This is a genomic window from Bacillus sp. AFS053548 (assembly GCF_002575105.1).
GTDB lineage: Bacteria > Bacillota > Bacilli > Bacillales > Bacillaceae_G > Gottfriedia.
In genome coordinates, this window is the sequence record NZ_NUHI01000005.1 from 177,463 (window position 1) to 203,027 (window position 25,565).

Below are 25,565 nucleotides of genomic sequence, written 5' to 3' on the forward strand. Positions count from 1 at the left end.
CCAAAATATTTCATTTAATGTATTGTTTTCTAAGTGGTTTATTTTGCACACAAAAAAAGGCTGTCTCATGAGACACCCCGCTTCACTTTTGTTATAAGAATTTTTTTCCCTCTAGGTTACTCAATCTCCGAAGTGCCGCCGCGACTTATCTAAACAACTTAAGGGTCCAACTCCTATTAAAGAGTCTTAAATTTATTATAGTTATTTACTAATAAGCTGTGGGATTGGATTCACCGGCTTTCGACCGATTGAGTAATAATGGATGTTCTTTCTTTGCATTTTAGTTAATTCAAAACAATTACGTCCATCAATTACTAACGGAAGCTTCATTAGCTCCTCATACAATTGGAGATCAGTTTCTACAATTTCTCTCCATTCAGTCAAAATAAATGTGGCCTCTTTTTCATGAATAGCTTCCTTCACATCAACTGAATAATTTATAGAATCTCCAAATACTTTTCTTAATTCAGGTAAGGCATATGGATCATATACTGTAATTTTAGTACCTTCTTTGATGAACTGATTAATTAAATCGATAGATGGTGCATGTCGAATATCATTTGTATTTGGTTTAAAGCTTACTCCGAGTATTGCGATTTCTTTATTTTTTAAATTTCCAAAAAGAGATTTTGTTAATTCGAAAAGTTTTATTTTCTGTTGATTATTAATTGTAATAACAGATTTTAATAGTTTTAAGTCTACACCTACTAGCTCAGCTTCTTTTACTAAAGCAGTCGTATCTTTTGGGAAACAAGACCCTCCATATCCAATTCCAGCTTTTAAAAACTTTGAACCGATTCGGTGGTCTAGCCCGATACCTTGAGCAACATGATCAACATTAGCATCCAATTTTTCACAGATCATGGAAATTTCATTAATAAAACTTATTTTAGTAGCTAAAAAAGCATTAGATGCATACTTAATCATTTCCGCACTTCTTGCATCTGTTGTATAAATAGCCGTATTAAATGGTTTATATAATTCCTTTATCAATTCCGTTGCACTTTGACTTTCGGAACCAATGACAATTCGATCACCATTAAATAGATCGTATAGTGCAGAACCTTCCCTTAAAAATTCAGGATTTGATACTATATCAATCGTTAAATGTGGAAGGGCATTTTCCAATATTATTCTCTTAACTGCCTCATTCGTTCCAACTGGAACAGTGCTTTTAATAACAACTGTTAAATTTTTTTTAGCATGAATTGCGATCTCTTTCGCAACACCTTTTAAATAGTTCAAATTTGCTGTTCCATCTGGAAGTTCTGGTGTACCGACAGCAATGAATATGATATCTGCATGGCTATAAGCTTCTTTGTAATTTGTTGTAAACTCAATTTTATTATGGAAAATATTCTCTAATAATGATTCTTTCAAACCCGGTTCAAAAATAGGGCAAATTCCTTTTTGCAGTAATTCAATTTTTTCAACATCAATATCAACACACGTTACATTGTAACCAACTGTAGCAAATGAAACTCCTGTAGTAAGACCAACATATCCCGTACCAGCAACAACTATATGCGTCATAGTTCATCCCCATCCTATACAATTAATCAGTAAAGATAAAAAACCCTTTAACACTGCCTAAAGTGAAGATTAATTTAAGTTTTAAAATTTACTTTTAATTGCAAATTCAGTTTTGATTTCTATAGGTCTACTGCTTTTTAAAGAGAGAAAATTTAGTATCTCTACTTATCTTGAAGTTCGATCATCATTTACATCAGCTAAATTAACTATTTACCAATCAACCCTTTTCCGATATTTTTTAAATCAAGGTAAACTAGAGGGGCGTTTTCATAATTTTTAAGATGTTAGAGTTTTAAGTATTAAATCATATGTACTGCTTAACTAGATAATCCACGTTTTACAATTACTTAATTTAAACTTTAAATGGAGCTTTTTAAACTTTGATACTTTCCTTTTCTCTATTCCAACTTTGACTACCTTCTTGTTCATCTTAACTTTACAAAACCTAAACATTTTTCTTACAAAGATAACTGCCCCCAATAAATTCAAAAAAAAAATCCCAAGCTTTATATGCTTGAGATTTCAGTGTGTAATCAAGCTATATAGCTTGAGATTTTTATTTTAAGTAACGACTTGGAATTTTATCAATATTTTCTAACATAATTCCAGTACCTACTGCAACACATTGCATTGGATCTTCAGCGATGAAAACAGGTACTTTTAATTCTTCAGCAAGTAAAATATCTATTCCATGAAGTAATGCTCCGCCACCAGTAAGAATAACTCCACGATCAATAATATCAGCTGATAATTCAGGTGGTGTACGCTCTAATACTGTTTTTGCAGCTTGTACGATTAAGTAAACTGGTTCACTTAATGCTCTTTGAATTTCATCAGATTGTACAGTAATTGTACGAGGTAACCCAGTTACCATATCACGTCCACGGATATCGATTGATTCATTTCTTGCGCCAGGGAAAACAGTACCTACTTCAATTTTAATTTGCTCTGCAGTACGTTCTCCAATTAGCAGTTTGTATTCACGCTTGATATAGTTTAGAATCTCCATATCAAACTTGTCCCCTGCCATTTTAATTGAAGAGGCGGTGACGATATCTCCCATCGATAAGACTGCGACATCGGTTGTCCCACCGCCAATATCAATTACCATGTTACCACTTGGTTGGAATATATCCATTCCAGCACCGATTGCAGCAACCTTTGGCTCTTCTTCAAGATAAACTTGTTTACCGCCGCTCTTTTCAGCAGCTTCACGAATTGCTTTTTGTTCAACAGATGTGATGTTTGTTGGACAACAAATCAAAATACGCGGCTTTGACATGAATCCCTTTACATCTAATTTATTTATAAAATGACGTAGCATTGCCTCAGTAATATCAAAATCAGCAATTACGCCGTCTTTAAGTGGACGGATTGCTACGATATTACCAGGTGTACGACCTACCATGCGGCTTGCTTCTTCCCCTACTGCTAATACTTTACCGCTACTACGCTCTATTGCAACTACAGAAGGTTCGTTTAATACGATTCCCTTACCTTTAACATGTATTAAGACATTGGCTGTACCAAGATCTATTCCGATATCCTTAGAAAACATTCCTTTTGGCTCCTCCTTATTCACTATACTCATGAGCAGTTCCCCGAATACGTTCCATACCAAAATATAATTTTACCATAAAGAACTACTTTTAGTAATTAATATTTGTGAACAGGAGGTTAAATATTTCTAATTTTGTTTTCAAGGCTCAGAAACCCTATTTAGTTACTTTCTCAACGTCTTCTTTTTGATACTTTTGCTTTGTAGCCTCTCCACCGCGTAAGTGACGAATTGATTTGTGATAATCCAAAATTTCTTTTACTTCATTTGCCAAATCTGGATTGATTTCCGGTAGGCGTTCTGTTAAATCTTTGTGTACTGTACTTTTCGACACTCCAAACTCTTTAGCTATTACACGAACTGTTTTCTTCGTCTCCACGATATATTTCCCAATCTTGATCGTTCTCTCTTTGATGTAATCGTGCACACTACTCTCCTCCTCTAAATGGATGTGAGAAGCGTGAAATGAGACTCGTTTTGACTGACTAAGCTGCTCTTTTTCCTGCTCTGACTGACCTGCTGAGGTACATTTATTTTGACTAGGTAGAAAATCCACGATTCCTCACCTCAAACACCTCTTTGATGGGTTTATAACATTGTATTAGCAAAGGTGTCTAACTATGCACAATTATCAGAAAAAAACAAGTGCCCAACACATATGTGGTATGAATCCCACGTGTTAGGCACTTTGTGAATTGCTTAATTATTATTGTTGAATTTTATTTCCATCTGAATCAGTATTAGAAGAACCTTGTTCATTGTCATCTGATACATTTCCAGAAGTATTCATTGTATTAGATTCTTTTGTATCGCTTTTTGTATTTTCAGAACTAATAATTGATGAAACATCTTGTCCTTGGTATTTCTCTGGATTAATTGCTACACCATCTTTACGTAATTCATAATGAACATGAATGCCATTTTCTTTGCCAATTAAAGCTGTTCCAGCTGTTCCAAGAACTTGTCCTTGTGAAACTTTTGTTCCTGGCTCAACACCTACAGATTTTAAGCTTTGGTAATATGAAACTAATCCGTTACCACTTTCTACTACAACTACATAACCTAGCTCAGCATCTTTTTGAGCTTTTGTAACAGTACCACTAAGAGCTGCTGTCACATCAAATTCTTTTCCACTTTTATCAACTAAATCCATCCCAGTGTTGATCGTGAAAGTATTATTATCCATTTGAATTAATGATGCTTGTTGCTCATCTTTTGAAGCAGAGTCATCATAATAATGACTTTTAACTTGAACTGTTGTATCCTTTGAAACTGGGTAAGTTAATTTTTCTTCTGGCTGTGAAGCTGGAATTGCTTCTGGCTCTCTCGTATCAACTGTAGTTCCCGTTTTTGTTGGAGTGGGAGCATTACTGTATTGATACCATAACGCACCTGTTAAAATTACTGCCGCACTCACTAAATAAATTGCTGGTACTACCCAACGCTTTCTTAACATTTTAATAACCTTTTGAGAAGTTTTTTTGTTTTGTTCCTCTCTCATCCTTATCACCTCTGCAATCATTGTCAACAGATTTCTGGAATTATATACGCAATTTAGAAAATTTTAGTTCGACAAAATTCTTATTTTTCCACACAATTTCAAACTAATTCACATTAATCCACAAAATACTAGAAAAATATTAACAAATGAAAGCGATTTATCCACAATTCCACATGATTTATACACAATATTTGTGGATAAGTTAATCAGCCTCATTATGAAGTTAATAAAATATTTTTCTTGCATTTTTCTTTTTTACAAAATATAATCACACTACAAGCTTGTACGATGTATTAAAAACTTAAACTTAAAAAATTATTTCAGTCATTATATATTTTTTGCGATGATGAAGAAGAGTAGATTATATGAAAGTTTCAGAGAGCTGACGGTTGGTGCAAGTCAGTACGGACATATTTTTGAATGGGCTTCTGAGCACCCAAACCGAACCATTTATTTATGCAGTAGGCTTTGGCGGACGTCTCACCGATAAAAGAGACAGGTATTCAAACTCATGTTTCGATACTGCTTTTTGTCACAAGGTAGTTCAATTCATTTGTTTTGATACTGCAAAGTGAGTCTAAACGTTTTTAGGCTAATTAAGGTGGCACCACGGGAGTCCTCGTCCTTTTTATAAGGCGGGGACTCTTTTTTTGTACCCAAAAATAAGGAGAGAAAAAATAAAATGATATTTACTAAGAAAACCTTCATATCAATTACTTTATTACTCACATTGGCACTAGCAGGCTGTGGACAACAATCAAATCTGGCAGCTTCGAAGTCAAATGATCATACGCTACATTTAATGGATACTTCAGATATTGTAAGTCTTGATAGTTCACTAGCTTTAGATGGACCATCATTAAACGCACTTAATAGCGTAATGGAAGGTCTTTATATGCCAAATGAAAAAGGAGAATACGTTCCCGCTGCTGCTTTGTCACATAAAGTTAGTACGGATGGTAAAGTTTATACATTTACTTTAAGAGATGCTAAATATTCAAATGGAGATCCAGTAACAGCAAAAGACTTTGTTTTTGCAATGAAACGAGCAGTTGATCCAAATACTAAAGCTCAGTTTGCATACGATTTATATGATATTGAAAATGCTAAAGAAATTAACCAAGGAAAGTTATCTGTGGATAAACTCGGGGTAACTGCACTAGATGATAAAACATTACAAATTAAACTTGAACGCCCTATTCCATATTTCATTCAACTGACTAGTTTACCGATGTTCTTCCCGTTAAATGAAAAATTCGTTAAGGAGCAAGGTAGCAAATATGGTTTAGAAGCAAATACAACTTTATATAATGGTCCTTACGTTGTAAGTAAATGGGATCATGAAGCTGGATTCACAATGACAAAAAATCCACAATACTATGATAAAAAGAATGTCCATGTAAATAAAATTGACGTTAAAATCATGAAAGAAACAACAACTGCAGTTAATCTTTATGAAACTGGTGAACTTGACCAAGCGATTATTGATTCTAATGTTATCGATCGTTATAAAGGGAATAAAGAATTAAATAAACTAGCTATGCCAATTGTCTCTTACATCAGCTTTAATCAAAAAAATCCATTTTTAGCAAATCTAAAAGTGCGTAAGGCAATCGCAAATGGCTTTAATAAAGAGGACATTAGTACAACGCTATTAAACGATGGTTCTATTCCTACTGATCGAATTATTCCTAAAGGTTTAGTAAAAAACTCTAAAGGTGTCGACTTTGTTAGCTCAACGTCTCATCCTTCTACGGTAAGTTTAGAGGAGGCTAAATCACTTTTTAAAGAAGCTTTATCTGAAAGTGGTAAGTCAAAAGCTACAATTTCATTACTAGTAAGTGATAACAATACATCGCGTAAAATCGGTGAATATTTAAAATCACAATTAGAAACAAACTTAAAAGGTTTAACAGTTAATATTGTCGTACAACCTGCACAACAAAAATTCGAATTGCGTCAGCAAGGAAACTATGATCTCTCTCTAGATACATGGGGTGCTGATTATCCAGATCCAACAACTTATTTAGAGCTATTTACATCTAAATCGGCTTTAAATGTATTAAATTATAAAAATGCTCAATATGACGAGTTTGTTCAAAAAGCAAATACAATCAGCTTACAAAACGAATCAGAACGTACTCAGCTCCTTCATAATGCTGAAGACCTTTTACTAGATGACGCTGCGATAGCTCCGGTTTACCAAGCTGGCTATGTATACTTGCAAAAATCAAATGTAAAAAACATAAAGGTACGTCCATTTGTTGGATATTTTTATTATAAATATGCTCAAAAGCAGTAAGGATAAGAAAAGAAGTGGAATTGTAGTGTAATCTTATGAATTTCGTAAGGAACTGAAATCGAACCTGTATGCTGAAAATAACACTAGTATTTCTGCAATTAAACTTCATAATTTCCCAAAATAAATACTTTATTTAATCAAAAAACACTCTAATTGAACGAATCTTAGTTCGATTTAGAGTGTTTTTTAATTATTTACTTCTTCTCATAAAAAACCGATCTTAGCGGTTATACAAAAAAACAGACCTTAATGAGGTCTGTCAAAGCTTTTCCAATAGGTTATAATCCTTCTTACTAAGCTTCTTTATGCTGATTCCCTTATAGTAATACTTAGCGATCTCATCGTATGTTTTTCCTTGTTTAGCAAGCTCATTTGCTCCGTATTGACTCATACCTACTCCATGGCCAAAACCTTTTGTTGTAATGATGATTTCATTACCTGAACGCTCCCATGAAAAATCTGTTGAACGTAGGTTTAGTTTTTCTCTAATTTCTTTACCAGAGAGAGTTTTTTTACCAAACGTCACTTGTTCTACACGTTTACCTTGTGTTCTCGAGGTGACTTTCCCTATGTCTGACTTATTAATTTTTACATTAAGTTTCTTTTCGAAATCACTTATTGTAATTGATTTTTTTGATATATAGTTTGGAGCAACGGAATCCCAAGGACTCGGTACGCTTTTCAAATATGGTACACTATTTTTCCAATATTCTTCGGAGTTTTCTGTGTATCCATTGCTTGTGGAGAAGAATGAAGCAGTTATAGGTTGTCCATTGTAAGTTAATATTTGTCCTTCAGTGGCTTTTACAGCTTTTTCAATTTTGGCTATATTTTTATCATATTCAGCGCCATATCTTTTCTTCAAGTCGTCACGATCCTGAAAGACTTGAAAATTAACTGAATCATCAACAATTCCACCCTCATCAAGTGGTTTTCCTTCTTTCAATCGTTTGATGATAAATGTTCTTGCACTTAAACTTTGTGCTTTTAGTGCTTCTGTTTCAAATTTTGCTGGCATTTCTGAAGCTACTACTCCTAATACGTATTCCTCGATAGGTAGTTTTTCAACTTTTTGTGTTTTTGTTCTAAAAACTTCAATACTTAGATTGTCATTTTTGTTCGCTGCTGCGACTTGGTTTGCTTTTTTCTGTAGTTGATCAACCAATCTACCATCTGTATGGCTATGAAATGGTAGAACAAGCAATGTAGGGATAATAATAACGACTGAGCAAGTAGTTAATCCTGCAGTGATTAATGTTTTAAATGACTTCATATTTTCCTCCTATCCATTTCAAAACAACTTTAAATGACAATTTTCAACTAATTGCCCTTTCTAAAGATAATTTATGTATATGGACAAGCATTTAGAACAAATAATAGATTGATTTCAAATTAGATTCTTTTAACAAATTGTATTATTTTTTATTATTTTTAGAATATTTTATAAGGTTTCTGTCTATAACTTATAGTAGAAAGTTGCATGAAAATGCAAAAATGCCCGACTCTATGTGGGGTAACACAAAGTGCCAGGCATTTGAATTAGTTTTTAGTTTACGCTTGTAAATCTTTTAGTGTTTCTTCCTCTACAGCTGTGCTTGGTTCGTTTACACGTTCAATGTCCGCTCCAAGTGCAGCAAGCTTTTCATGGAAATTTACATAACCACGATCTAAATGTTTTAATTCAGTAACACGAGTATATCCATCAACAACAAGACCAGCAAGGATAAGTGATGCAGCAGCACGTAAATCCGTAGCAGCTACTTCTGCTCCTTGAAGATCATTTGGTCCATGAATAATAGTTGATCGACCTTCAATTTTAATATTTGCATTCATGCGACGGAATTCTTCCACATGCATAAAACGATTTTCGAATACTGTTTCAGTAATCATGCCTGTTCCATTAGCTTTTAATAGAAGTGCCATCATTTGTGATTGCATATCTGTTGGGAAGCCTGGATGAGGCATTGTTTTGATGTCTACAGGTTTTAAATTGTCTGTACCAATTACACGAAGACCTTCTTCCTCTTCGATAATTGTTACTCCCATTTCACGCATTTTCGCTACAACCGAGCTTAAATGCTCTGGAACTGCATTTTCAATTAATACGTTTCCATTCGTAATTGCTGCTGCTACCATAAATGTTCCAGCTTCAATACGGTCTGGAATAATGTGATGAGTTGTACCAAATAATGTTGGTACACCTTCAATTCGAATAGTGCCTGTTCCAGCACCTCGAACTTTACCACCCATTGCATTAATGAAGTTTGCTAAATCAACAATTTCAGGTTCTTTTGCAGCATTTTCAAGAATTGTTGTTCCTTCTGCAAGTGCTGCTGCAGACATAATATTTTCTGTTGCACCTACGCTTGGAAAATCTAAATAGATTTTTGCCCCTTTTAAACGACCGTTTGATTTTGCTTCTACAAAACCATTACCAACCGTAATTTGAGCTCCCATTGCTTCAAATCCTTTTAAGTGCTGTTCAATTGGTCTAGATCCAATCGCACATCCACCTGGTAACGCTACACGTGCATGACCATTTCTTGCTAAAAGTGGTCCCATTACAAGAATAGATGCTCGCATTTTACGAACATATTCAAATGGTGCTTCAACATGTAAATCCTTTGAAGCATCAACTGTTACTGTATTATTTTTGAACCCAACCTCTGTATTTAAATTACGAAGAACTTCGTTAATCGTGTAAACGTCAGATAGAGTTGGTACGTCATGAATTATATTTTTTCCTTCACTAGCTAGTAGCGCTGCAGCAAGAACTGGTAAGACAGCATTTTTTGCACCCTCTACACGAACTGTGCCTTGAAGCTGTTTCCCGCCACGGACAATGATTTTATCCAAACTTTTCCCCTCCGTGTCCTAAAATAGATCTATCAATATTCTACTGTTATAATCGGTGTGCCAATAATAATTGTCGTTGATTTATCAACATTGTTTTCACGTATTGCAATTTGTAAATTAATTTTTTTGCCATTTGCAACCAGAGCGTCATTCCACTGTTCAGTATATGCTGAAACAGAGACGAATGCCCCTTCTTTTATTTCTTCAATTTTTGTTGCTTTAAAAGTCCCCAAAAAATCATTTTTTATACCCTGCAAAACACCTTCAAGTTTACCACCCATTGTCCCCTTTATACAAGTAAAAAAAGTAGGTTCTTTACTAAAAATATTTTCCAATGAGTTCTTTATTAATTTATTAGTTTCTTTTTCAGCCTGCTGGTCCCATTTAGTCCCACTGAGTTCATAAATTACATAGCTGCTGTTATTACCAGTAGATGTAACAACGATTCTTTCTGTGACCAAATTATGGTTAAACGTACCAATTATTTTATTACCATTGTCAGTTTTCGTCCACTTAAATTTTTTAAAATCCTCTTTATATTTACTGATTATTTTGGACACCGAAGTATTCATTTTAGCTTCTCTTGCGTATAAATTCCAACTTGTAACCGAAATGTCTTTTTTATTTAATACGTCTGCAAAACGGTTCAATTGGCCTACACCTGTATCAGCCATACCGATTTTACCCCAATTAAAAAATAGTGCAGAAGCAAAAGTAATCGTAATTAAAAATAAGTACATAGTCTTTTTCATAAATAATCCCCTCTCTTACTTCCATTTTTCACAGGTAGAGAGGGGTTTATACGATACATCGTAACATACTTTTTGACAAATTATTTCAATAAATATGTAATGTTTTTTGTATATTGAAGATAGTCTAAGAAAAAACTACTTACAGCAGAAGAAATTGTAATCGTCAATAGCACCATAAAAAGTCGAATTTGGGCGACATGACCTTTTTTCATAATACTCTCCCACTTAATTGCTGTTAAAGCCCACCAAGTTAAAATAATGAAAAATAAATGGACAATTATTGCTAATAACGCTTCTGTCCCAATTAAAGCTTCCATTCTTCACGTCCTCTTTCCGATCTATTTTTATAGAAAAAACTTTCAGATTGCCTAGTTGCATTTTTAGCATATGTTTTCTTAGTGCAAGCAATTTCAAACAGTCTGAAAACCTAATTTTATACTTTCTCTACAAATTAAAAAGTGTAGGAATCACCCTACACTTTTAATTTAAATATATTTTACGCCATAAAGAAGTCTTTCACAATGTCTAGCTTATGAAATACATCTAATGCTAAAGATGGTTTAATACCCAATACAATTGTTAAAACAGCACAAACCAATACAACGAATAGATGTGTCTTAGGAAGTACTACTTTACGCTCTTCACCACTTCTAAAGAAAATATTTTGAAGGATGCCGAAGTAGTAAAAATAAGATACTACTGTAGTTAAAAGTAGAATGCCACCTAATACATAATATCCTTTAACTTGGACGAAAGCCCCCAAGAAAATATTTAACTTTCCTATAAACCCTGCAGTTAATGGAATACCTGCTAGCGATAACACAAATATTGTCATGGTAATCGCTAAAAATGGATTTGTTTTAATTAGCCCTGCAAATGATGATAAGGAGTCAGATCCCCTTTGTTGTTGCACATTGTAGACAATAGTTAAAATACCGATTGTCATGAATGTATAAGCTAATAAATAGAACCAGATTCCCTCAAACATGAATGGTGAAATACTTACAAATGCAACTAGAACGTAACCTCCGTGTGCAATACCTGAGTATGCAAGTATACGCTTTAGACTGTTTTGTTTTAAAGCAATTGTATTACCAATAGTCATCGATAACGCGGCCAATGTAGCAACAACTGGTTGCATTACTTCAAATACAGATTTTTGTTCCTTCATCAATAATGCACCCGTGAAAATAGCTAAGAAGATGCGAAGTACGATAATAAACCCACCTGTTTTTGAAACTGTTGCTAAAAATGCTGTTACAGGTGTTGGCGCACCTTCATATACATCTGGCGCCCACATATGGAACGGAACAGACGCAAGTTTAAATGATAATCCAACAAATACTAGCACAAATGCTAGGATCATTAGAAATCCATTACTGCTTGGAATTCCTTGTTGAAGTGCCAAATTCATTTCAGTAATGTTTGTTGTACCTGTTAAGCCATAAGTATAGCTTAGTCCAAATAATGTTATTGCAGTTGAAATACCACCGTTAATTACATATTTAAGTGCGGCCTCGGAAGAGCCTTCTCTTCTCTTTTGAATTCCAACTAGAATATAAGATGAAATCGAAAGTAGCTCTAATCCAACAAATAATGTGATTAAATCACTACTTGAAGCCATGTACATTGCTCCAATTAACGCTGTAATAAACAATGTGTAGTACTCTGAGCGCTCTGCAATCGATTTATCTCCTAGTGCAAGTAATAAAACTAGGATTGCTCCGATTAATAAAATTAGTTTAAATAAAAACCCAAACGAATCAAATTTAAACGATCCCGCTAATAGACTTATTGGTTTATGTGAATAAAGTGTGATTAACCATACAAGCGATCCAACTACACTTAACAAGCCAACCCAGCCGACTATTTTACGACTAGCATTTTTAGGTAATAAGAGTTCAAGAGTTAATAGAAGAAGCGCAGCAGCTACTAGAATAATCTCAGGACCCATTGTTCCCCATTGAAATTCAGATAATGCTTTCCATGTCATCTTCTATACACCTCTAATCCCTTGAATGATAAAATCCACTGATGACACAATCATATTATTTACGAAAGCTGGGTATACACCAAGCAGGACAATCGCAAATACTAAAATAACTGAAGCAATTGCTTCGCGTTTTGACAAATCAGTGAATGATGAAATAAATTCACTATTTTTACCGAAGCTTAATTGTAAAATTGCTCTTAAAATATAAGCTGCAGTTAAGATGATTCCTAACGTACCTACAGTTGCAATTGCTTTATGAGATTGGAAAAGCCCAACAAATGATAGCCATTCTCCTACGAACCCTGATAGACCTGGTAAACCTAACGATGCCATACCGCCAAAAAGTAATAAGCCGGCAAGTCTTGGAGCTGATTTTGAAAGACCAGAAATACGGTCAAAACTAGTAGTATCACCTCGGTTTTCTAACATGCCAACTATTAAAAATAGAAGTGCTGCAATTAAACCATGAGATACTGATTGTAGAATTGCTCCTTGAATTCCAGCGCTATTCATTGCTGCTAATCCAATAATAACAATCCCCATGTGTGAGAAACTTGAATATGCCAATACAGAGCGTAATTCCTTTTGAATTAAAGCAATATAAGCTCCGTAAAGTAAATTAATTACACCAATAATCGCAAGAGCTACCGACATTTTTTCAAATTGCTCTGGGAAAACCCCTAAAGCAAAACGAATTAAACCGTAAGTTCCAATTTTTAGTAGGATACCAGCGTGAATGATTACTACAGCAGGATTTGCTTGAGTATGAACATTCACCATCCATCGATGGAACGGGAATAATGGTAGTTTGATTGCAAATGCAATTAATAAACAAATTAATAGAACCATTTTTAAATGCTCTGATATTGGACTAACTGTTTGTTGTCCCGTTGGAATGATGTTTGCTAAAATTTCATAATTTGTTGTGCCTGTGCGAGCAAATAGGACAGCAATAACAAATAATAAGAATGCAGATCCTAATCCGTTATAAATTAAGAATTGGTACCCAGCACGTTCACTATCAAATCGGCCCCATTTACCAATTAAGAAGAACATTGGAATTAGCGTTAATTCAAAGAATAAGAAGAATAAAACTAAGTTCTGAGCTGCAAATACACCAAACATACCTACTTGTAAAATAAATAGTAGTTGATAGAAGCCTTTTGAACCTTTATTAATAGAGTAACCTGCTATTACAGCGATTAATGAGATAATACCAGTAAGTAAAATCATCACTAATGAAAGACCGTCTACTCCAAGCTCAAACTTAACTTGAAACAATCTAGTTGATCCAGCGAAAAACTTTCCAAATGAAAACCAATCATATGAAATATTCCAATCTTTTAAGCTAGAGTGGTTTTGACCTGCTATATAAGCAAGTATAGTAACTGCAAATGATAAAACTGAAGTCAATAATGCCCAAAGCTTATAAGAATTCTTTGGAGCAAAAGAAACTAGTAATAATCCCAATAAAGGTGAGAAAACAACCCATAATAAGAAATGAGACATCATAAGTTGTACCCCCCTGTCACAACGATTGCTAATAAGATTAGTGCAAGACCAAGTAATGTGATAAATCCATATGTTTGGACTTGACCACTTTGCAGCCTTGAACCAATTCCACCGATACTACTTACAATTCCTTTTACTAGAACTGCAATCCCTTCAATTACAAAACGCTCAATAGCAAACATTACATGTCCGATTGCAAACATACCTTTTACGATTGAACCGTTATATAATTCGTCAATATAATATTTATTAAGAAGAATTTCATAGAATAATCCATTTTCTTCTTGTTTAGTTTGCTTCACTTTTCTTCCATACATATTGTAAGCAAGCGTAATACCAGCTAAAGAAACAAGCGTTGCTACGATCATAATCCAAACCGGCTCATGACTATGCTCAGCAATTGTAAATGGAGCTCCATCTAATAAAAACTCATTTAAGTGACGACCAAAGAAAGGTGTATTAATATAACCTGCAAATATCGCAAGGATCCCTAATAGTGACATTGGAAGAACCATTGACATCGGTGACTCGTGCGCACCTTTTGTCTTTTCTTCTCCAGTGAAAACTAAGAAAAATAATCGGAACATATAGAATGAAGTAAAGAATGCCGCTGTTAAAGCAACTACAAATAAAACGTAATTTCCATTTTCCCAAGTTGCAGCTAAAATCTCATCCTTACTAAAGAAACCAGATAGTAATGGTACACCTGTAATAGCTAATGTACCAATTAAGAATAGTGTAGATGTCCATTTCATTTTCTGACGTAATCCACCCATTTTAAAGATGTCTTGAGTGTGTACGGCATGAATAACACTACCGGCAGCTAGGAATAACAATGCTTTAAAAAACGCATGAGTTGTTAAGTGGAAAATACTTGCTGTATAACCACCTACACCTAATGCAAGCATCATATAACCCAACTGACTGACTGTAGAGTATGCTAGTACTCGCTTAATATCTCTTTGTACAAGACCAATACTCGCTGCAAAAATCGCTGTAAATCCTCCGACAATCGCAACTACCGTTAAAGCAGTTCCACTAGCAATAAAGATCGGATAAGTCGTTGCTACTAAGTAAACACCGGCAGCTACCATTGTTGCTGCGTGAATTAATGCAGAAACAGGTGTTGGACCTTCCATCGCATCAGGAAGCCATGTATGAAGTGGGAACTGACCTGATTTACCCATTGCTCCTACGAAAATCAAGATCGCAATAAGTGTTAACATACCAGAACTCACTTGCCCACCTTGGATTACATTGAAAATTTGATCGAAATCAAAGCTCTTTGTTTTCCAAAATAAAAGTACCATCCCGATAAATAAACCAACGTCCCCTATTCTAGTCATAATGAACGCTTTTTTAGCCGCTGCTTTTGCTTCCTCTTTATAAAAGTAGAAACCAACAAGTAAAAACGAACCTAAACCTACTAACTCCCAGAATACATAAAGTTGTAGAATGCTAGGTGAAATGACAAGTGCTAACATCGCAAATGTAAATAAGCCTAAGTATGCGAAGAACACTGTAATTCGGTCATCCTCTTCCATATATGCTGTTGAATAAATATGTACTAATGTACTAACAAACGTAACGATTACTAGCATTAACGAATTTAGTGCATTTACTACGTATCCAACGTGAATATCGATATTTCCAATTGTTAACCAAGTATATAGTTTCTGCACTGTATCCCCTTGTAGACGGTCAAATAAGACGAACAAGGAGATGATGAATGAGATTCCTGTTAAAGTTGCTCCTAAAATCCCACTACCTTTCTTTCCTTTTGTACCTGCTAATATTAGGATTAGAAAGGAAATTAGCGGAAGTACCGGAACAAGCCAAGCATACTGCATCATCAAATTCCACCTCCTATTTATCTTTTCAATGAATCAGCTTCATCGATATTGACTGTCTGACGATGACGATACCATGCAATTAAAATTGCCACGCCCACTGCAGCTTCAGCAGCTGCTACTGAAATCGTAAATAATGAAAAAATTTGTCCTGTTAATGACGGTGCTACACCAAGCTTACTAAATGCAACTAAATTAATATTCGCGGCATTTAACATTAACTCGATACAAATTAACACGATTACTGTGTTTCGTTTTGTTAATGCACCATATAATCCGATACAAAATAAAATTAGCGCTAAAAGAAGATAAGCATTAATTGGAACTGAACTCATTCCTTCGTACCCTCCTCTTTTGAATCATCTGATTTTGCTAAAATGATCGCACCTACTAAAGCAATTAGTAATAAAACAGACATTACTTCAAATGGAACGATATGATTTGTAAATAATTGTAATCCAATATTTTTCGTATTATTTGTTGCTAAATCAACATCTGAAGCGTCGATTGAAAGTCCGTTTACACCTAAAAACATAACGACTCCAAATGCAACAATACCGATTAACGCCGCAATATTTCTCCAATTTCTTTTTGGTTTTTCACTTTCAATATCATGTTTCGTTAACATGATTCCAAAAATCATTAAGATTGTTACTGCACCTGAGTAAATAAGAATTTGAACAACAGCTACAAATTCAGCTGATAGAAGGACATAAATCCCTGCAATACTTATGAATGTTAATACAAGTGAAAGCATCATATGCATAACTTTCGTTGAGTTTAACATCATTACGCCACCTAAAATGGCTGATAAAGAAAGAAGAAAGAAAGCAACTACAAAACCACTCATGCTTTATTCTCCTTTCGAATGTTTTGATCGTTTTCATCAAGCCATTGAAGGTCTTTAAATAATTCATCACGTGAATATTCAGCAAGTTCAAAGTTATTTGTCATAATAATCGCTTCTGTTGGACAAACTTCTGTACATAAATCACATAGAATACAAATTTCGAAATTTATATCGTATGTGTCGATAATTTTACCTTTTTTTGTAGGATCAGGATGTTTTTTACCAGTTAATGTAATGCAGTCTGTTGGACAGATTGCTGAACATTGATTACAAACAATACATTTTTCTGGATAAAACTTTTGAATTCCACGAAAACGATCTGGTAACGGAATCGGCTGATTTGGATAATCATACGTCACTTTCTCGCGCGTTAAATTTTGAAGAGTATATTTTAAACCTTTTACTAACCCAATCATGACTCACACCCCTTTAGATTGGTCTATTTGTTTAGAAGAACAAGCTTTTTACTAATGCAGTTATTAAAACATTAGCTAATGAAACTGGTAATAATACCTTCCAACCAAACTCCATTAATTGGTCAGCACGTAAACGTGGGAACGTTACACGGAACCAAATTAATAAATATAAAATTACACTAAATTTTAAAGAGAACCATACAGCTCCAGGAATAAAGTCTAGACCCGCAATTGGTTTCCATCCGCCTAAAAATAGAATCGTAATTAACGAACACATTGCAAAAAAGTAAACATACTCTGAAAGCATAAAGAATGCCCAACGGAATCCTGAAAACTCTGTATGATAACCTGCTACAAGTTCTGACTCAGCCTCTGGTAAGTCAAAAGGTGTACGGTTTAATTCAGCTACAGCTGCAATTAAGAAAACGATAAATGCAATCGGCTGAGTTACAATGAACCACACATTCTCCTGTGCATTAACAATATCATTTAAATTTAAGCTTCCAGTTAATAAAATAACACCTAATACACTCATAACTAACGGAATTTCATATGAAATCATCTGTGCTGCTGCACGCATACCACCAATAAGTGAGTATTTGTTATTTGAAGCCCAACCGGCTGTAACAACACCAACTGTTGTTAATCCTGAAACAGCAATATAGTAAAGTAATCCAACACCTATATCAGCAAACTGTAAGTTCTCTGTGAAAGGCAGAGTTGCTAATACCATAAACGCTGGTGCAAATGCGATGATCGGTGCAAGTATAAATAATGGTTTATCTGCTGCTTTTGGAATTGTATCTTCTTTTAAAAGTAGTTTTAATACGTCAGCAACAGTTTGAAGTAAACCATAACGTCCACCAACTTGGTTAGGTCCAATACGCCCTTGCATGAAACCCATTACTTTACGTTCTGAAAGGATTCCAAATGTTACGAAGCCTAAAACTACAAATAGAAAAATAACGCCTAAGCCTAAATAGATGAGAAAATTTATCCAAGACGGTGTACTTTGTAGAAGATTTTCTATCATTATCCGTCTACCTCCCCAAGTACAATATCAATACCACCTAAAATAGTAATTAAGTTTGCGATGTTTTCACCTTTTAGTAGCTTTGGAAGAATTTGCAGGTTATAAAAAGATGGTCGTCTAAACTTCAAACGATACGGCTCTTTTTTTCCATCACTTGCAATATAGCAACCGATTTCTCCACGCGGTGACTCGATTCTAACATATCCTTCACCTTTAGGAGCCTTGATGATTTTAGGAACTTTTGCTAAAATATCACCTTCAGCAGGGAATTGTTCAACAGCTTGTTCTAAAATCTTTAATGACTCTTCAATTTCTAGCATTCTGCACATATATCGATCCCATGCATCGCCAACTGTTCCCACCGGTACATCGAAATCAAAGCGATCGTAAATAGAATATGGAGCATCTTTTCGTAGATCATATTTAACACCAGTACAACGAAGATTTGCACCACTTAATGAAAAATTAATTGCATCTTCTTGTGAATATGCACCAATACCTTTTACACGATTAATAAAGATTTCATTACCAGAAACTAAATCGTGATAACCTTTTAATTGCTCTCTCATATAAGGAATAAATTCTTTTACTTTTTCAATCCAACCTTCAGGAGCATCCCACTTAACCCCACCAACACGCATGTAGTTAAAAGTCAATCTCGCTCCACAAAGTTCGTTTAATAGATTGATAATCATTTCACGTTCACGGAAAGCATAAAGGAATGGACTCACTGCCCCAATATCTAGAAGGTTTGTACCCCACCAAACTAAGTGACTAGCAACGCGCCCCAATTCCATTGCAATAACGCGTAAATATTCTGCGCGATCTGGAACTTTAATATCCATCATTGTTTCAACAGCATGGCAGATAACATAGTTATTTGTCATTGCTGATAGATAATCCATACGGTCTGTATATGGAATAATCTGTGTATATTGAAGATTTTCAGCAATTTTCTCTGTACCACGGTGTAGATAACCGATGACAGGTGTCGCTTCTTTAATGATCTCTCCATCAATCTTTAACACAAGACGAAATACACCGTGTGTACTTGGATGCTGAGGTCCGACATTTAATAGCATTTCTTCCGTACGAATCATGGCTTATCCTACACCCCCTCGTCAAATTGAACGTAATCTTTTCTTAGTGGATAGCCAACCCAATTGTCTGGCAGTAGTATACGCTCCAATTTTGGATGTCCTTCAAACTGAATACCAAGTAAGTCGTATGTCTCACGCTCTGGCCAGTTTGCACCTTCCCATATTGGAGTAATACTATCAACAATAGGTTGTTCACGGTCTGCTCTTACTTTTAAAGCGATTCCATGTTTACGTTTATATGAATATATGTAAGAGTAAACTTCCATGTACTCAACAAAATCAGTTCCATGTAATCCAGATAAATAAGTAAATTGTAGCTGTTCATTAATTTTCAAGAACTGTGCGACTTTAAAGTAAGCATCCCTTTTAATTGTAAAAGTTGGATCATGTTTAGATAGCGTATTAATAGTTGCTTCCTCAATAACATCCGCTCCAAATTCTTTTTCAATTAATGCCTTTACTTCATCTAACAATGGTTGATTATGAGAAGGTTTCACTTCTTCAACCGGAGCCTCTTTACCACCATCTGTTTTACCTTTTGCTTTTGCGGCTGCCGCTGCTTTTGCCTTCGCAACTGCAATTGCCTTCGCTTTTGCTTTTGCCGCTTCATCGTCCGAACCAGCAGTTGCAGTGTCTTCTCCACCCGCTGCTTTTTGTTTTGCCAATGCCGCTGCCTTTGCTTTTGCTGCCGCTACTGCTTTTGCCTTCGCTGCTGCAATTGCTTTCGCCTTTTCATCATCTGCACCATCTGCCGGAGCATCTCCACCTTCTGCTGCTTTTTGCTTAGCTAATGCCGCTGCCTTTGCTTTTGCTGCCGCTACTGCTTTTGCCTTCGCCGCTGCTAAGGCCTTTGCCTTATCATCATCAGAAGTCGCCTCTTGCTCTTCTGCTTGAGACTGTTCGCCTGATTCCGCTGCTTTTTGTTTCGCAATTGCTGCTGCCTTTGCTTTTGCTGCTGCTACTGCTTTTGCCTTCGCCGCTGCTAGAGCCTTTGCCTTATCATCATCAGAAGTCACCTCTGACTCTTCTGCTTGAGTCTGTTCGCTTGCTTCTGCTGCTTTTTGTTTTGCGATTGCTGCCGCCTTTGCCTTCGCCGCTGCTACTGCTTTTGCTTTCGCTAGTGCAAGTGCTTTCGCTTTTTCATCTTCTGAAGCTTGTTCCTCTTGTTTAACTTCATTTTCAACAGTAGGCTCCTCAACTACAGGAACTTCTTCTTTTTGAACTTCTGTATTTTTTGCAGCTTCCTTTTCTGCCTTCAACTGTTCCATTTTACGTCGAGCCGCTTCTTTAGCCCTCTCAGCTGCTTCTTTCTTTAACTGTTCTTTTGACTTATCTTCACTCACTTATTCGTCACCTGCTTTCCGGTTTTAGCTTCGTAACGAATCTTCTCTTTCAATTTGTTAATACCATAAATTAATGCTGCTGGATTCGGAGGGCATCCAGGGATATACACGTCCACAGGAACAATTTGATCCACTCCTTTAACAACTGCATACGAGTTAACATATGGTCCACCAGCAGTGGCACATGAGCCCATCGCAATTACCCATTTTGGTTCAGGCATTTGATCGTAAAGGCGTTTAACAATTGGAGCCATCTTTTTCGTAACAGTCCCAGAAACAATCATACAGTCAGATTGACGAGGAGAAGTACGGAAAAATGATCCAAATCGGTCTAAGTCATAATGAGATGAACCTACACCCATCATTTCGATTGCACAACAAGCTAACCCGAATGTTAATGGCCACAACGAGTTACTTCTTGCCCATGCCTTCACTTCTTCCAAAGTCGTGAAAAAAATATTCTTTTGGAGTTCTTCCATTTCAGCAACAGAAATTCCATCTAACTTCATAACCATTTCAACACCTTCTTCTTCCAAGCATAAATAAGTCCAAGTAATAGCATAAGAATAAAAATAATCATCTCTACAAAAGCAAAAAGCCCTAATTGATCATATGCAACCGCCCACGGATATAAGAAAACAGTTTCAACATCAAAAATAACGAATAATAGTGCAAAAATGTAATATCCAGCGTGGAAACGAACCTTCGCATCATGAAATGGTTCAATACCACTTTCATAGGTCGTTGCTTTTGCTTCAGTTGGTACATTCGGTCTTAAAATTTTACCAATTACCGAGAGTGCGACAACTGGAAGCGCAATTCCTATAACTAGAAACACAACTACGATCACATAATTATTTAAATAAGTATTCACGAAACTTGTCCCTCCTCTAACTACAGAGCTCTACATTATATACTTATTATAAATATAATGTATTTTTCATTAATTTTTACTATTCAGTTTTGTAATCGTATCCATTATAACAAATGTGACAAAAACGTGTCGATATTTATTGCCATTAATCTGAAAATTGAATGATATAGTTGGAAAATAAATTCCATTATTCTTTATTTATCTTATATGTATGTCGTTCTAATAAATTTCTAATATTTCAATTGTCATTACCAGTTACTAAAATTGTATATCAGTATAAGAGTTATCCACAAATCCACAGAAAGTTATTCACAATTTCCACAAATTAAAAAATAGTGATAATTGTCGAAAAAAAAACCAGTTCAAAACATGAACTGGCCTTTTTTTAAGATGCAATCGTTTCTGAAGACTGCTGCTTATTTTGATTTTTAGATTTTGATTTAGGTTGTGCAATCTTTCTGCTCTTTGTACTTCCCATAAAGAATGAAAGCACTAATGCAATACCTGATAATACAGTTGCAAAAATAAATGCATCATTAATCCCATTAATAGATGCTAATTTCGACGCCTGACTATAAAGCGTTGTAACTGCTAAAGCTCCACCTTGAGAAGGGGTTACTCCAGCTGCGCCAGCTAACTGTGCGCCTGTTTGATGAACCCAATCCATAATGAAAGAATTCGTTGAAGTCACTTCATTTGAAAAGTCAGCTAAATGATTTGTCGTTTGAGTCGTCATAATTGTAACGAGGACTGCTGTACCTACCGAACCTGCAACTTGTCGTAGTGTATTTTGAGTTGCAGTACCATGCGAAATCATCTTAAGTGGTAACTTATTTAAACCAGCAGTCATAATTGGCATCATAATAAATGACATACCGAATGAACGTAAAGTATAGAAAAACATAATTTTTAAATACGGTGTATCAATAGACAATTTAGTGAACTCATAAGTTGTAAATGTCATAATAAGTAAACCAAAAATGGCTAAAGGACGGATACCATACTTATCGAATAACTTACCTGTAAGTGGTCCAAGAGCACCCATTATCAATGAACCAGGAAGTAATAATAATCCTGCTCTAATTGGTGTAAACCCACGAATGTTTTGTAGATAAAGAGGTAGTAAAATCATCCCTCCGTATAAAGCAGTCGTAACGATTAAGTTAATTAATAATGTGTAAGTAAACGAAAAAGATTTAAATACTTTTAAATTTATTAATGGTTGTTTAGCAGTTAATTCTCTCCACACAAATAAACCTAAACTGATACAAGCAATTACTAAAGAAAGAACTACTTCAGTACTACCCCAACCTTTATTACCAGCTTCACTGAATCCATATAATAAACTTCCGAATCCAAGTGACGAGCTTACTACTCCCCAAATATCTAAAGTTGGGAATGAACGTTTACGTGAAATATGAAACCAAGCATTAGACAAAAAGATTGAAATGACACCTAACACAGCCATTCCATAAAATAAGAAATGCCATGAATAATCTTGTACTACATACCCAGTTATTGTTGGACCAATAGCTGGTGCCAGGATCATTGCAATTCCCATTAATCCCATTGCTGCCCCACGCTTTTCAGGCGGGAAGATCGTCATAAAAATATTCATACCAAGTGGCATTAAAATACCAGCCCCGACCGCTTGAACTACACGACCTGCCATCATAACTGGGAAGTTTCCTGATAAAGCACAAATAATTGAACCGATTGTAAAGGCAATCATCGAAAAGATAAATAATTTTCGATAAGTAAATGTATCTACTAAGTAAGCACTGACAGGAATTAAAATACCATTCACTAACATAAAACCAGTAGAAAGCCATTGTGCAGTCGAAGTAGTTACATTAAAATCTGCCATTAACTTCGGTAAAGCAACATTTATTAATGTCTGATTTAAAATAGACACGAACATACCTAGTAATAGTACTGTCAAAACTTTTCCCATACTAAAGCTCTGTTTTTCACTTGACTCAGATGGATTGGTTTTCTTTTGAATTTCTTCAGTTTTTTCTATTTTATTTGGTTCTTCCGATTGGACCATTTCTTCTCTTTTATCTATTTTTAGGTCATTTTCTTTATTTCTTAATACAATTCGATTAATAATAAAGAAAACAATTAAGCAAAACCCTCCATATGCAATAATCATTCCTGTAGACATTGAAATTCCTCCTTACTTATGGATACGAACAGAAGCATTCATTCCTGGAACAATTTCAAATGACTTATTATGATCTAAAGCAATTCTTACAGGTACAACCTGTTCAACTTTCGTATAGTTTGCATTAGAGTTTCCAGAAGGTAATAAACTAAATGTATTTGCAGTTGTTAATCCAACAAATTCCACAGTACCTGTTAAAGTAGTATCTGGATATGCGTCAACATACACATCAACTTCTTGACCTTTTTTCACATCTTCTACTTCAGTTTCTTTAATATTTGCAGTAACCCAAAGATTATCTAAATTATATGCATAACCAAGAGTTGAACCTGTTCCAACTAATTGATCTTTAATTGCATTTGCTTGAACAATCGTAGCATTTGTTGGTACTGAAACTGATACTTCATGTGCAGTATCTCCAGCTGCTTGAGGTGCAGCTAAAACTTTACCGATTGATTCATTTGGTGAAAATGTTTTTCCGAATGTACCTGACCATGACTCAAGCTTACCAGCAGCAGGAGATGAAATAACAATTTGTTGCCCATCTATTTTTGCATTATCAGTTTTTATATAATTTGTTGATTGATCATAATAGTAATAACCAGCAAATCCACCAGCAACTAATATGATTAAAGTAATTATGTTAACAAACACCATTTTCTTCATGTTCCCCATAAATAAAATTCCTCCTAATTTTTTAATCGTTTCTCTATATAGGTAACAAAAATAAAGCAACACATTGTCGTTTTACTTCTCATAGTTTTTAATTATAATTGATTTATAAACGTACTCAACCGTTAATAATTTAAAATTTGTTGTTTAAGCAACACTACTAATAATGATTGTTTACTTTCTTAAAGTTATTTAATAAATAAAGGAGTTTTAAAATGAGCATAAAAAATAATCTCGACCCTCGTGTCATTCGAACTAGACAACTTTTACAAGATGCATTAATTACGCTATTATCAGATAAAGAATTCGAAGCGATCAGTGTACAAGACATAACTAAAAAAGCAAATGTCAACAGAGCAACTTTTTACAGCCACTACGAAGACAAATACCAAATGGTCCGCCAAATAGTTAGAGAAAAACTAGTTGATTTGGACAGCGCCATGAAGAATGTAGATTTTAGTATGTATGACGGAAACCCCAACTCACTAGATGAAATGGCCTTACAATCCTACTTCCACCTATTCGAACATATCGAAAAAAACAGTTACTTCTACAAAGTCCTACTAAAGCGACAAGGACCAAATATTTTTAGAAGAAGACTTTACGAAGTATTATATACAACGTTCGAAAAAGGCATTGCATTCATACAACCAAAAAAGAATATATATCTTGTCCCAGGTGACCTACTAGTAAGTTATATATCAGGCGCAACTCTCAGCGTAATTTCATTTTGGGTTGAAAATGACATGCCATACACAAAAAAACACATGGCAGAATACCTTTTAAAAATCTCAAGAAATGGTGTTTTAACAACAGCGGGATTGGAATTAAACTAAAAAGAGGATTGCTGTGACAACTCGTCTAAATAGTGAGTTTTATCTTTTTTTGTTCCTGATGATGGTAGATTTAGTTTGCGAAGGAGTCTTGAAGCGTTGTAGATAGAGGGTACATGGAGAAAGTCTCTAACTTGTTTATTATTTATCGAGTTTCCAATTAACAAAAAATAATCAACTAAAGCACTAATATGTGCTACTTTTGAAACATATAAGCAATTCTTGCAAATCCAATTCCCTTTATCTCGTACCATTGAAAACTGATGACAATTAATGCAAATTACACCAGTTAGTACCTCATTGTTACCGATATTGTACTTATCTAATATATTTTGATCTAAAAGCTGGTGTTGCTTTATTAACAGTTTAGCTAATCTCCTTATTTCTTTCTGTGTATAAAAATCGGTTTTTAATTTCAAT

The 25,565-nt window shown here is 34.8% G+C and carries 24 protein-coding genes and 1 other annotated feature; of the genes, 2 read left to right on the forward strand and 22 right to left on the reverse strand.

From position 1 onward, the window contains the following. Window positions 1-201: 201 nt before the first annotated feature. The 4 genes from CN946_RS02670 to spoIIQ form a co-directional block, all read right to left on the reverse strand. Entirely contained in the window at window positions 202-1,533 is a 1,332-nt protein-coding gene (locus tag CN946_RS02670) for a UDP-glucose dehydrogenase family protein (protein ID WP_098859791.1), read from the reverse strand. A 556-nt stretch (window positions 1,534-2,089) separates the two neighbouring features. After that, entirely contained in the window at window positions 2,090-3,091 is a 1,002-nt protein-coding gene (mreB, locus tag CN946_RS02675; protein WP_025569003.1) for a rod shape-determining protein, read from the reverse strand. Window positions 3,092-3,248: 157 nt separating this feature from the next. Further along, complete coding sequence (gene spoIIID, locus CN946_RS02680; RefSeq protein WP_025569002.1) at window positions 3,249-3,518, reverse strand: sporulation transcriptional regulator SpoIIID; 270 nt, start codon at window positions 3,516-3,518, stop codon at window positions 3,249-3,251. Window positions 3,519-3,797: 279 nt separating this feature from the next. Beyond that, entirely contained in the window at window positions 3,798-4,592 is a 795-nt protein-coding gene (spoIIQ, locus tag CN946_RS02685) for a stage II sporulation protein SpoIIQ (protein WP_176547181.1), read from the reverse strand. 334 nt (window positions 4,593-4,926) lie between these two features. Beyond that, window positions 4,927-5,222, forward strand: a binding site (T-box leader). Between the two features lie 52 nt (window positions 5,223-5,274). Between spoIIQ and CN946_RS02695 the strand changes: the two genes are divergently transcribed. Next, entirely contained in the window at window positions 5,275-6,894 is a 1,620-nt protein-coding gene (locus tag CN946_RS02695) for a peptide ABC transporter substrate-binding protein (RefSeq protein ID WP_098859793.1), read from the forward strand. A 259-nt stretch (window positions 6,895-7,153) separates the two neighbouring features. Here the strand turns inward: CN946_RS02695 and spoIID are convergent, their stop codons facing one another. From spoIID to CN946_RS02780, 17 genes are all read right to left on the reverse strand, one after another. Further along, window positions 7,154-8,167, reverse strand: a complete 1,014-nt coding sequence (gene spoIID / locus CN946_RS02700; RefSeq protein WP_098859794.1) for a stage II sporulation protein D — start codon at window positions 8,165-8,167, stop codon at window positions 7,154-7,156. 278 nt (window positions 8,168-8,445) lie between these two features. After that, window positions 8,446-9,750: a UDP-N-acetylglucosamine 1-carboxyvinyltransferase gene (gene murA / locus CN946_RS02705; protein WP_025568969.1), complete on the reverse strand. Its 1,305-nt coding sequence runs from the start codon at window positions 9,748-9,750 to the stop codon at window positions 8,446-8,448. Between the two features lie 32 nt (window positions 9,751-9,782). After that, window positions 9,783-10,502, reverse strand: coding sequence for a YwmB family TATA-box binding protein (locus tag CN946_RS02710; RefSeq protein WP_098859795.1), 720 nt, complete (start codon window positions 10,500-10,502; stop codon window positions 9,783-9,785). A gap of 80 nt (window positions 10,503-10,582) precedes the next feature. Beyond that, window positions 10,583-10,819: a DUF1146 family protein gene (locus tag CN946_RS02715; protein WP_098859796.1), complete on the reverse strand. Its 237-nt coding sequence runs from the start codon at window positions 10,817-10,819 to the stop codon at window positions 10,583-10,585. Window positions 10,820-10,998: 179 nt separating this feature from the next. After that, complete coding sequence (gene nuoN, locus CN946_RS02720) at window positions 10,999-12,495, reverse strand: NADH-quinone oxidoreductase subunit NuoN (protein ID WP_098859797.1); 1,497 nt, start codon at window positions 12,493-12,495, stop codon at window positions 10,999-11,001. A 3-nt stretch (window positions 12,496-12,498) separates the two neighbouring features. Further along, window positions 12,499-14,007 (reverse strand): complex I subunit 4 family protein, encoded by a 1,509-nt coding sequence (locus CN946_RS02725; protein ID WP_098859798.1) that lies wholly within the window; start codon window positions 14,005-14,007, stop codon window positions 12,499-12,501. Then, on the reverse strand, window positions 14,004-15,860 hold the full coding sequence (nuoL, locus tag CN946_RS02730) for an NADH-quinone oxidoreductase subunit L (protein ID WP_098859799.1): 1,857 nt from the start codon (window positions 15,858-15,860) through the stop codon (window positions 14,004-14,006). The genes CN946_RS02725 and nuoL overlap by 4 nt, the downstream gene beginning before the upstream one ends. A 17-nt stretch (window positions 15,861-15,877) precedes the next feature. Beyond that, on the reverse strand, window positions 15,878-16,192 hold the full coding sequence (gene nuoK / locus CN946_RS02735) for an NADH-quinone oxidoreductase subunit NuoK (protein WP_025568976.1): 315 nt from the start codon (window positions 16,190-16,192) through the stop codon (window positions 15,878-15,880). Then, complete coding sequence (locus CN946_RS02740; RefSeq protein ID WP_025568977.1) at window positions 16,189-16,707, reverse strand: NADH-quinone oxidoreductase subunit J; 519 nt, start codon at window positions 16,705-16,707, stop codon at window positions 16,189-16,191. The genes nuoK and CN946_RS02740 overlap by 4 nt, the downstream gene beginning before the upstream one ends. Further along, entirely contained in the window at window positions 16,704-17,123 is a 420-nt protein-coding gene (gene nuoI, locus CN946_RS02745; protein ID WP_025568978.1) for an NADH-quinone oxidoreductase subunit NuoI, read from the reverse strand. Before nuoI ends, CN946_RS02740 begins: the two co-directional genes overlap by 4 nt. A 31-nt stretch (window positions 17,124-17,154) precedes the next feature. Further along, on the reverse strand, window positions 17,155-18,156 hold the full coding sequence (gene nuoH / locus CN946_RS02750; RefSeq protein ID WP_098859800.1) for an NADH-quinone oxidoreductase subunit NuoH: 1,002 nt from the start codon (window positions 18,154-18,156) through the stop codon (window positions 17,155-17,157). Next, on the reverse strand, window positions 18,156-19,256 hold the full coding sequence (locus CN946_RS02755; RefSeq protein ID WP_098859801.1) for an NADH-quinone oxidoreductase subunit D: 1,101 nt from the start codon (window positions 19,254-19,256) through the stop codon (window positions 18,156-18,158). The genes nuoH and CN946_RS02755 overlap by 1 nt, the downstream gene beginning before the upstream one ends. Window positions 19,257-19,264: 8 nt before the next feature. Next, on the reverse strand, window positions 19,265-20,599 hold the full coding sequence (locus CN946_RS02760; protein ID WP_098859802.1) for an NADH-quinone oxidoreductase subunit C: 1,335 nt from the start codon (window positions 20,597-20,599) through the stop codon (window positions 19,265-19,267). After that, window positions 20,596-21,114 carry a NuoB/complex I 20 kDa subunit family protein gene (locus tag CN946_RS02765; RefSeq protein WP_056469321.1) on the reverse strand — a complete coding sequence of 173 codons (519 nt, stop codon included), beginning with the start codon at window positions 21,112-21,114 and terminating at the stop codon, window positions 20,596-20,598. The genes CN946_RS02760 and CN946_RS02765 overlap by 4 nt, the downstream gene beginning before the upstream one ends. Continuing rightward, window positions 21,105-21,473: an NADH-quinone oxidoreductase subunit A gene (locus tag CN946_RS02770; RefSeq protein WP_098859803.1), complete on the reverse strand. Its 369-nt coding sequence runs from the start codon at window positions 21,471-21,473 to the stop codon at window positions 21,105-21,107. Before CN946_RS02770 ends, CN946_RS02765 begins: the two co-directional genes overlap by 10 nt. A 385-nt stretch (window positions 21,474-21,858) precedes the next feature. Then, window positions 21,859-23,640: a DHA2 family efflux MFS transporter permease subunit gene (locus tag CN946_RS02775; protein ID WP_098859804.1), complete on the reverse strand. Its 1,782-nt coding sequence runs from the start codon at window positions 23,638-23,640 to the stop codon at window positions 21,859-21,861. A 12-nt stretch (window positions 23,641-23,652) separates the two neighbouring features. Beyond that, a complete protein-coding gene (locus CN946_RS02780) occupies window positions 23,653-24,297 on the reverse strand; it encodes an HlyD family secretion protein (protein WP_483295366.1) in 645 nt (214 codons plus the stop codon). A 230-nt stretch (window positions 24,298-24,527) separates the two neighbouring features. Here CN946_RS02780 and CN946_RS02785 point away from each other — a divergent pair, with 230 nt between their 5' ends. Further along, a complete protein-coding gene (locus CN946_RS02785) occupies window positions 24,528-25,148 on the forward strand; it encodes a TetR/AcrR family transcriptional regulator (protein WP_098859805.1) in 621 nt (206 codons plus the stop codon). Here CN946_RS02785 and CN946_RS02790 read toward each other — a convergent pair. Beyond that, window positions 25,145-25,564: a hypothetical protein gene (locus CN946_RS02790; RefSeq protein ID WP_098859806.1), complete on the reverse strand. Its 420-nt coding sequence runs from the start codon at window positions 25,562-25,564 to the stop codon at window positions 25,145-25,147. The two genes, CN946_RS02785 and CN946_RS02790, sit on opposite strands and share 4 nt — an antisense overlap. Window position 25,565 lies beyond the last annotated feature (1 nt).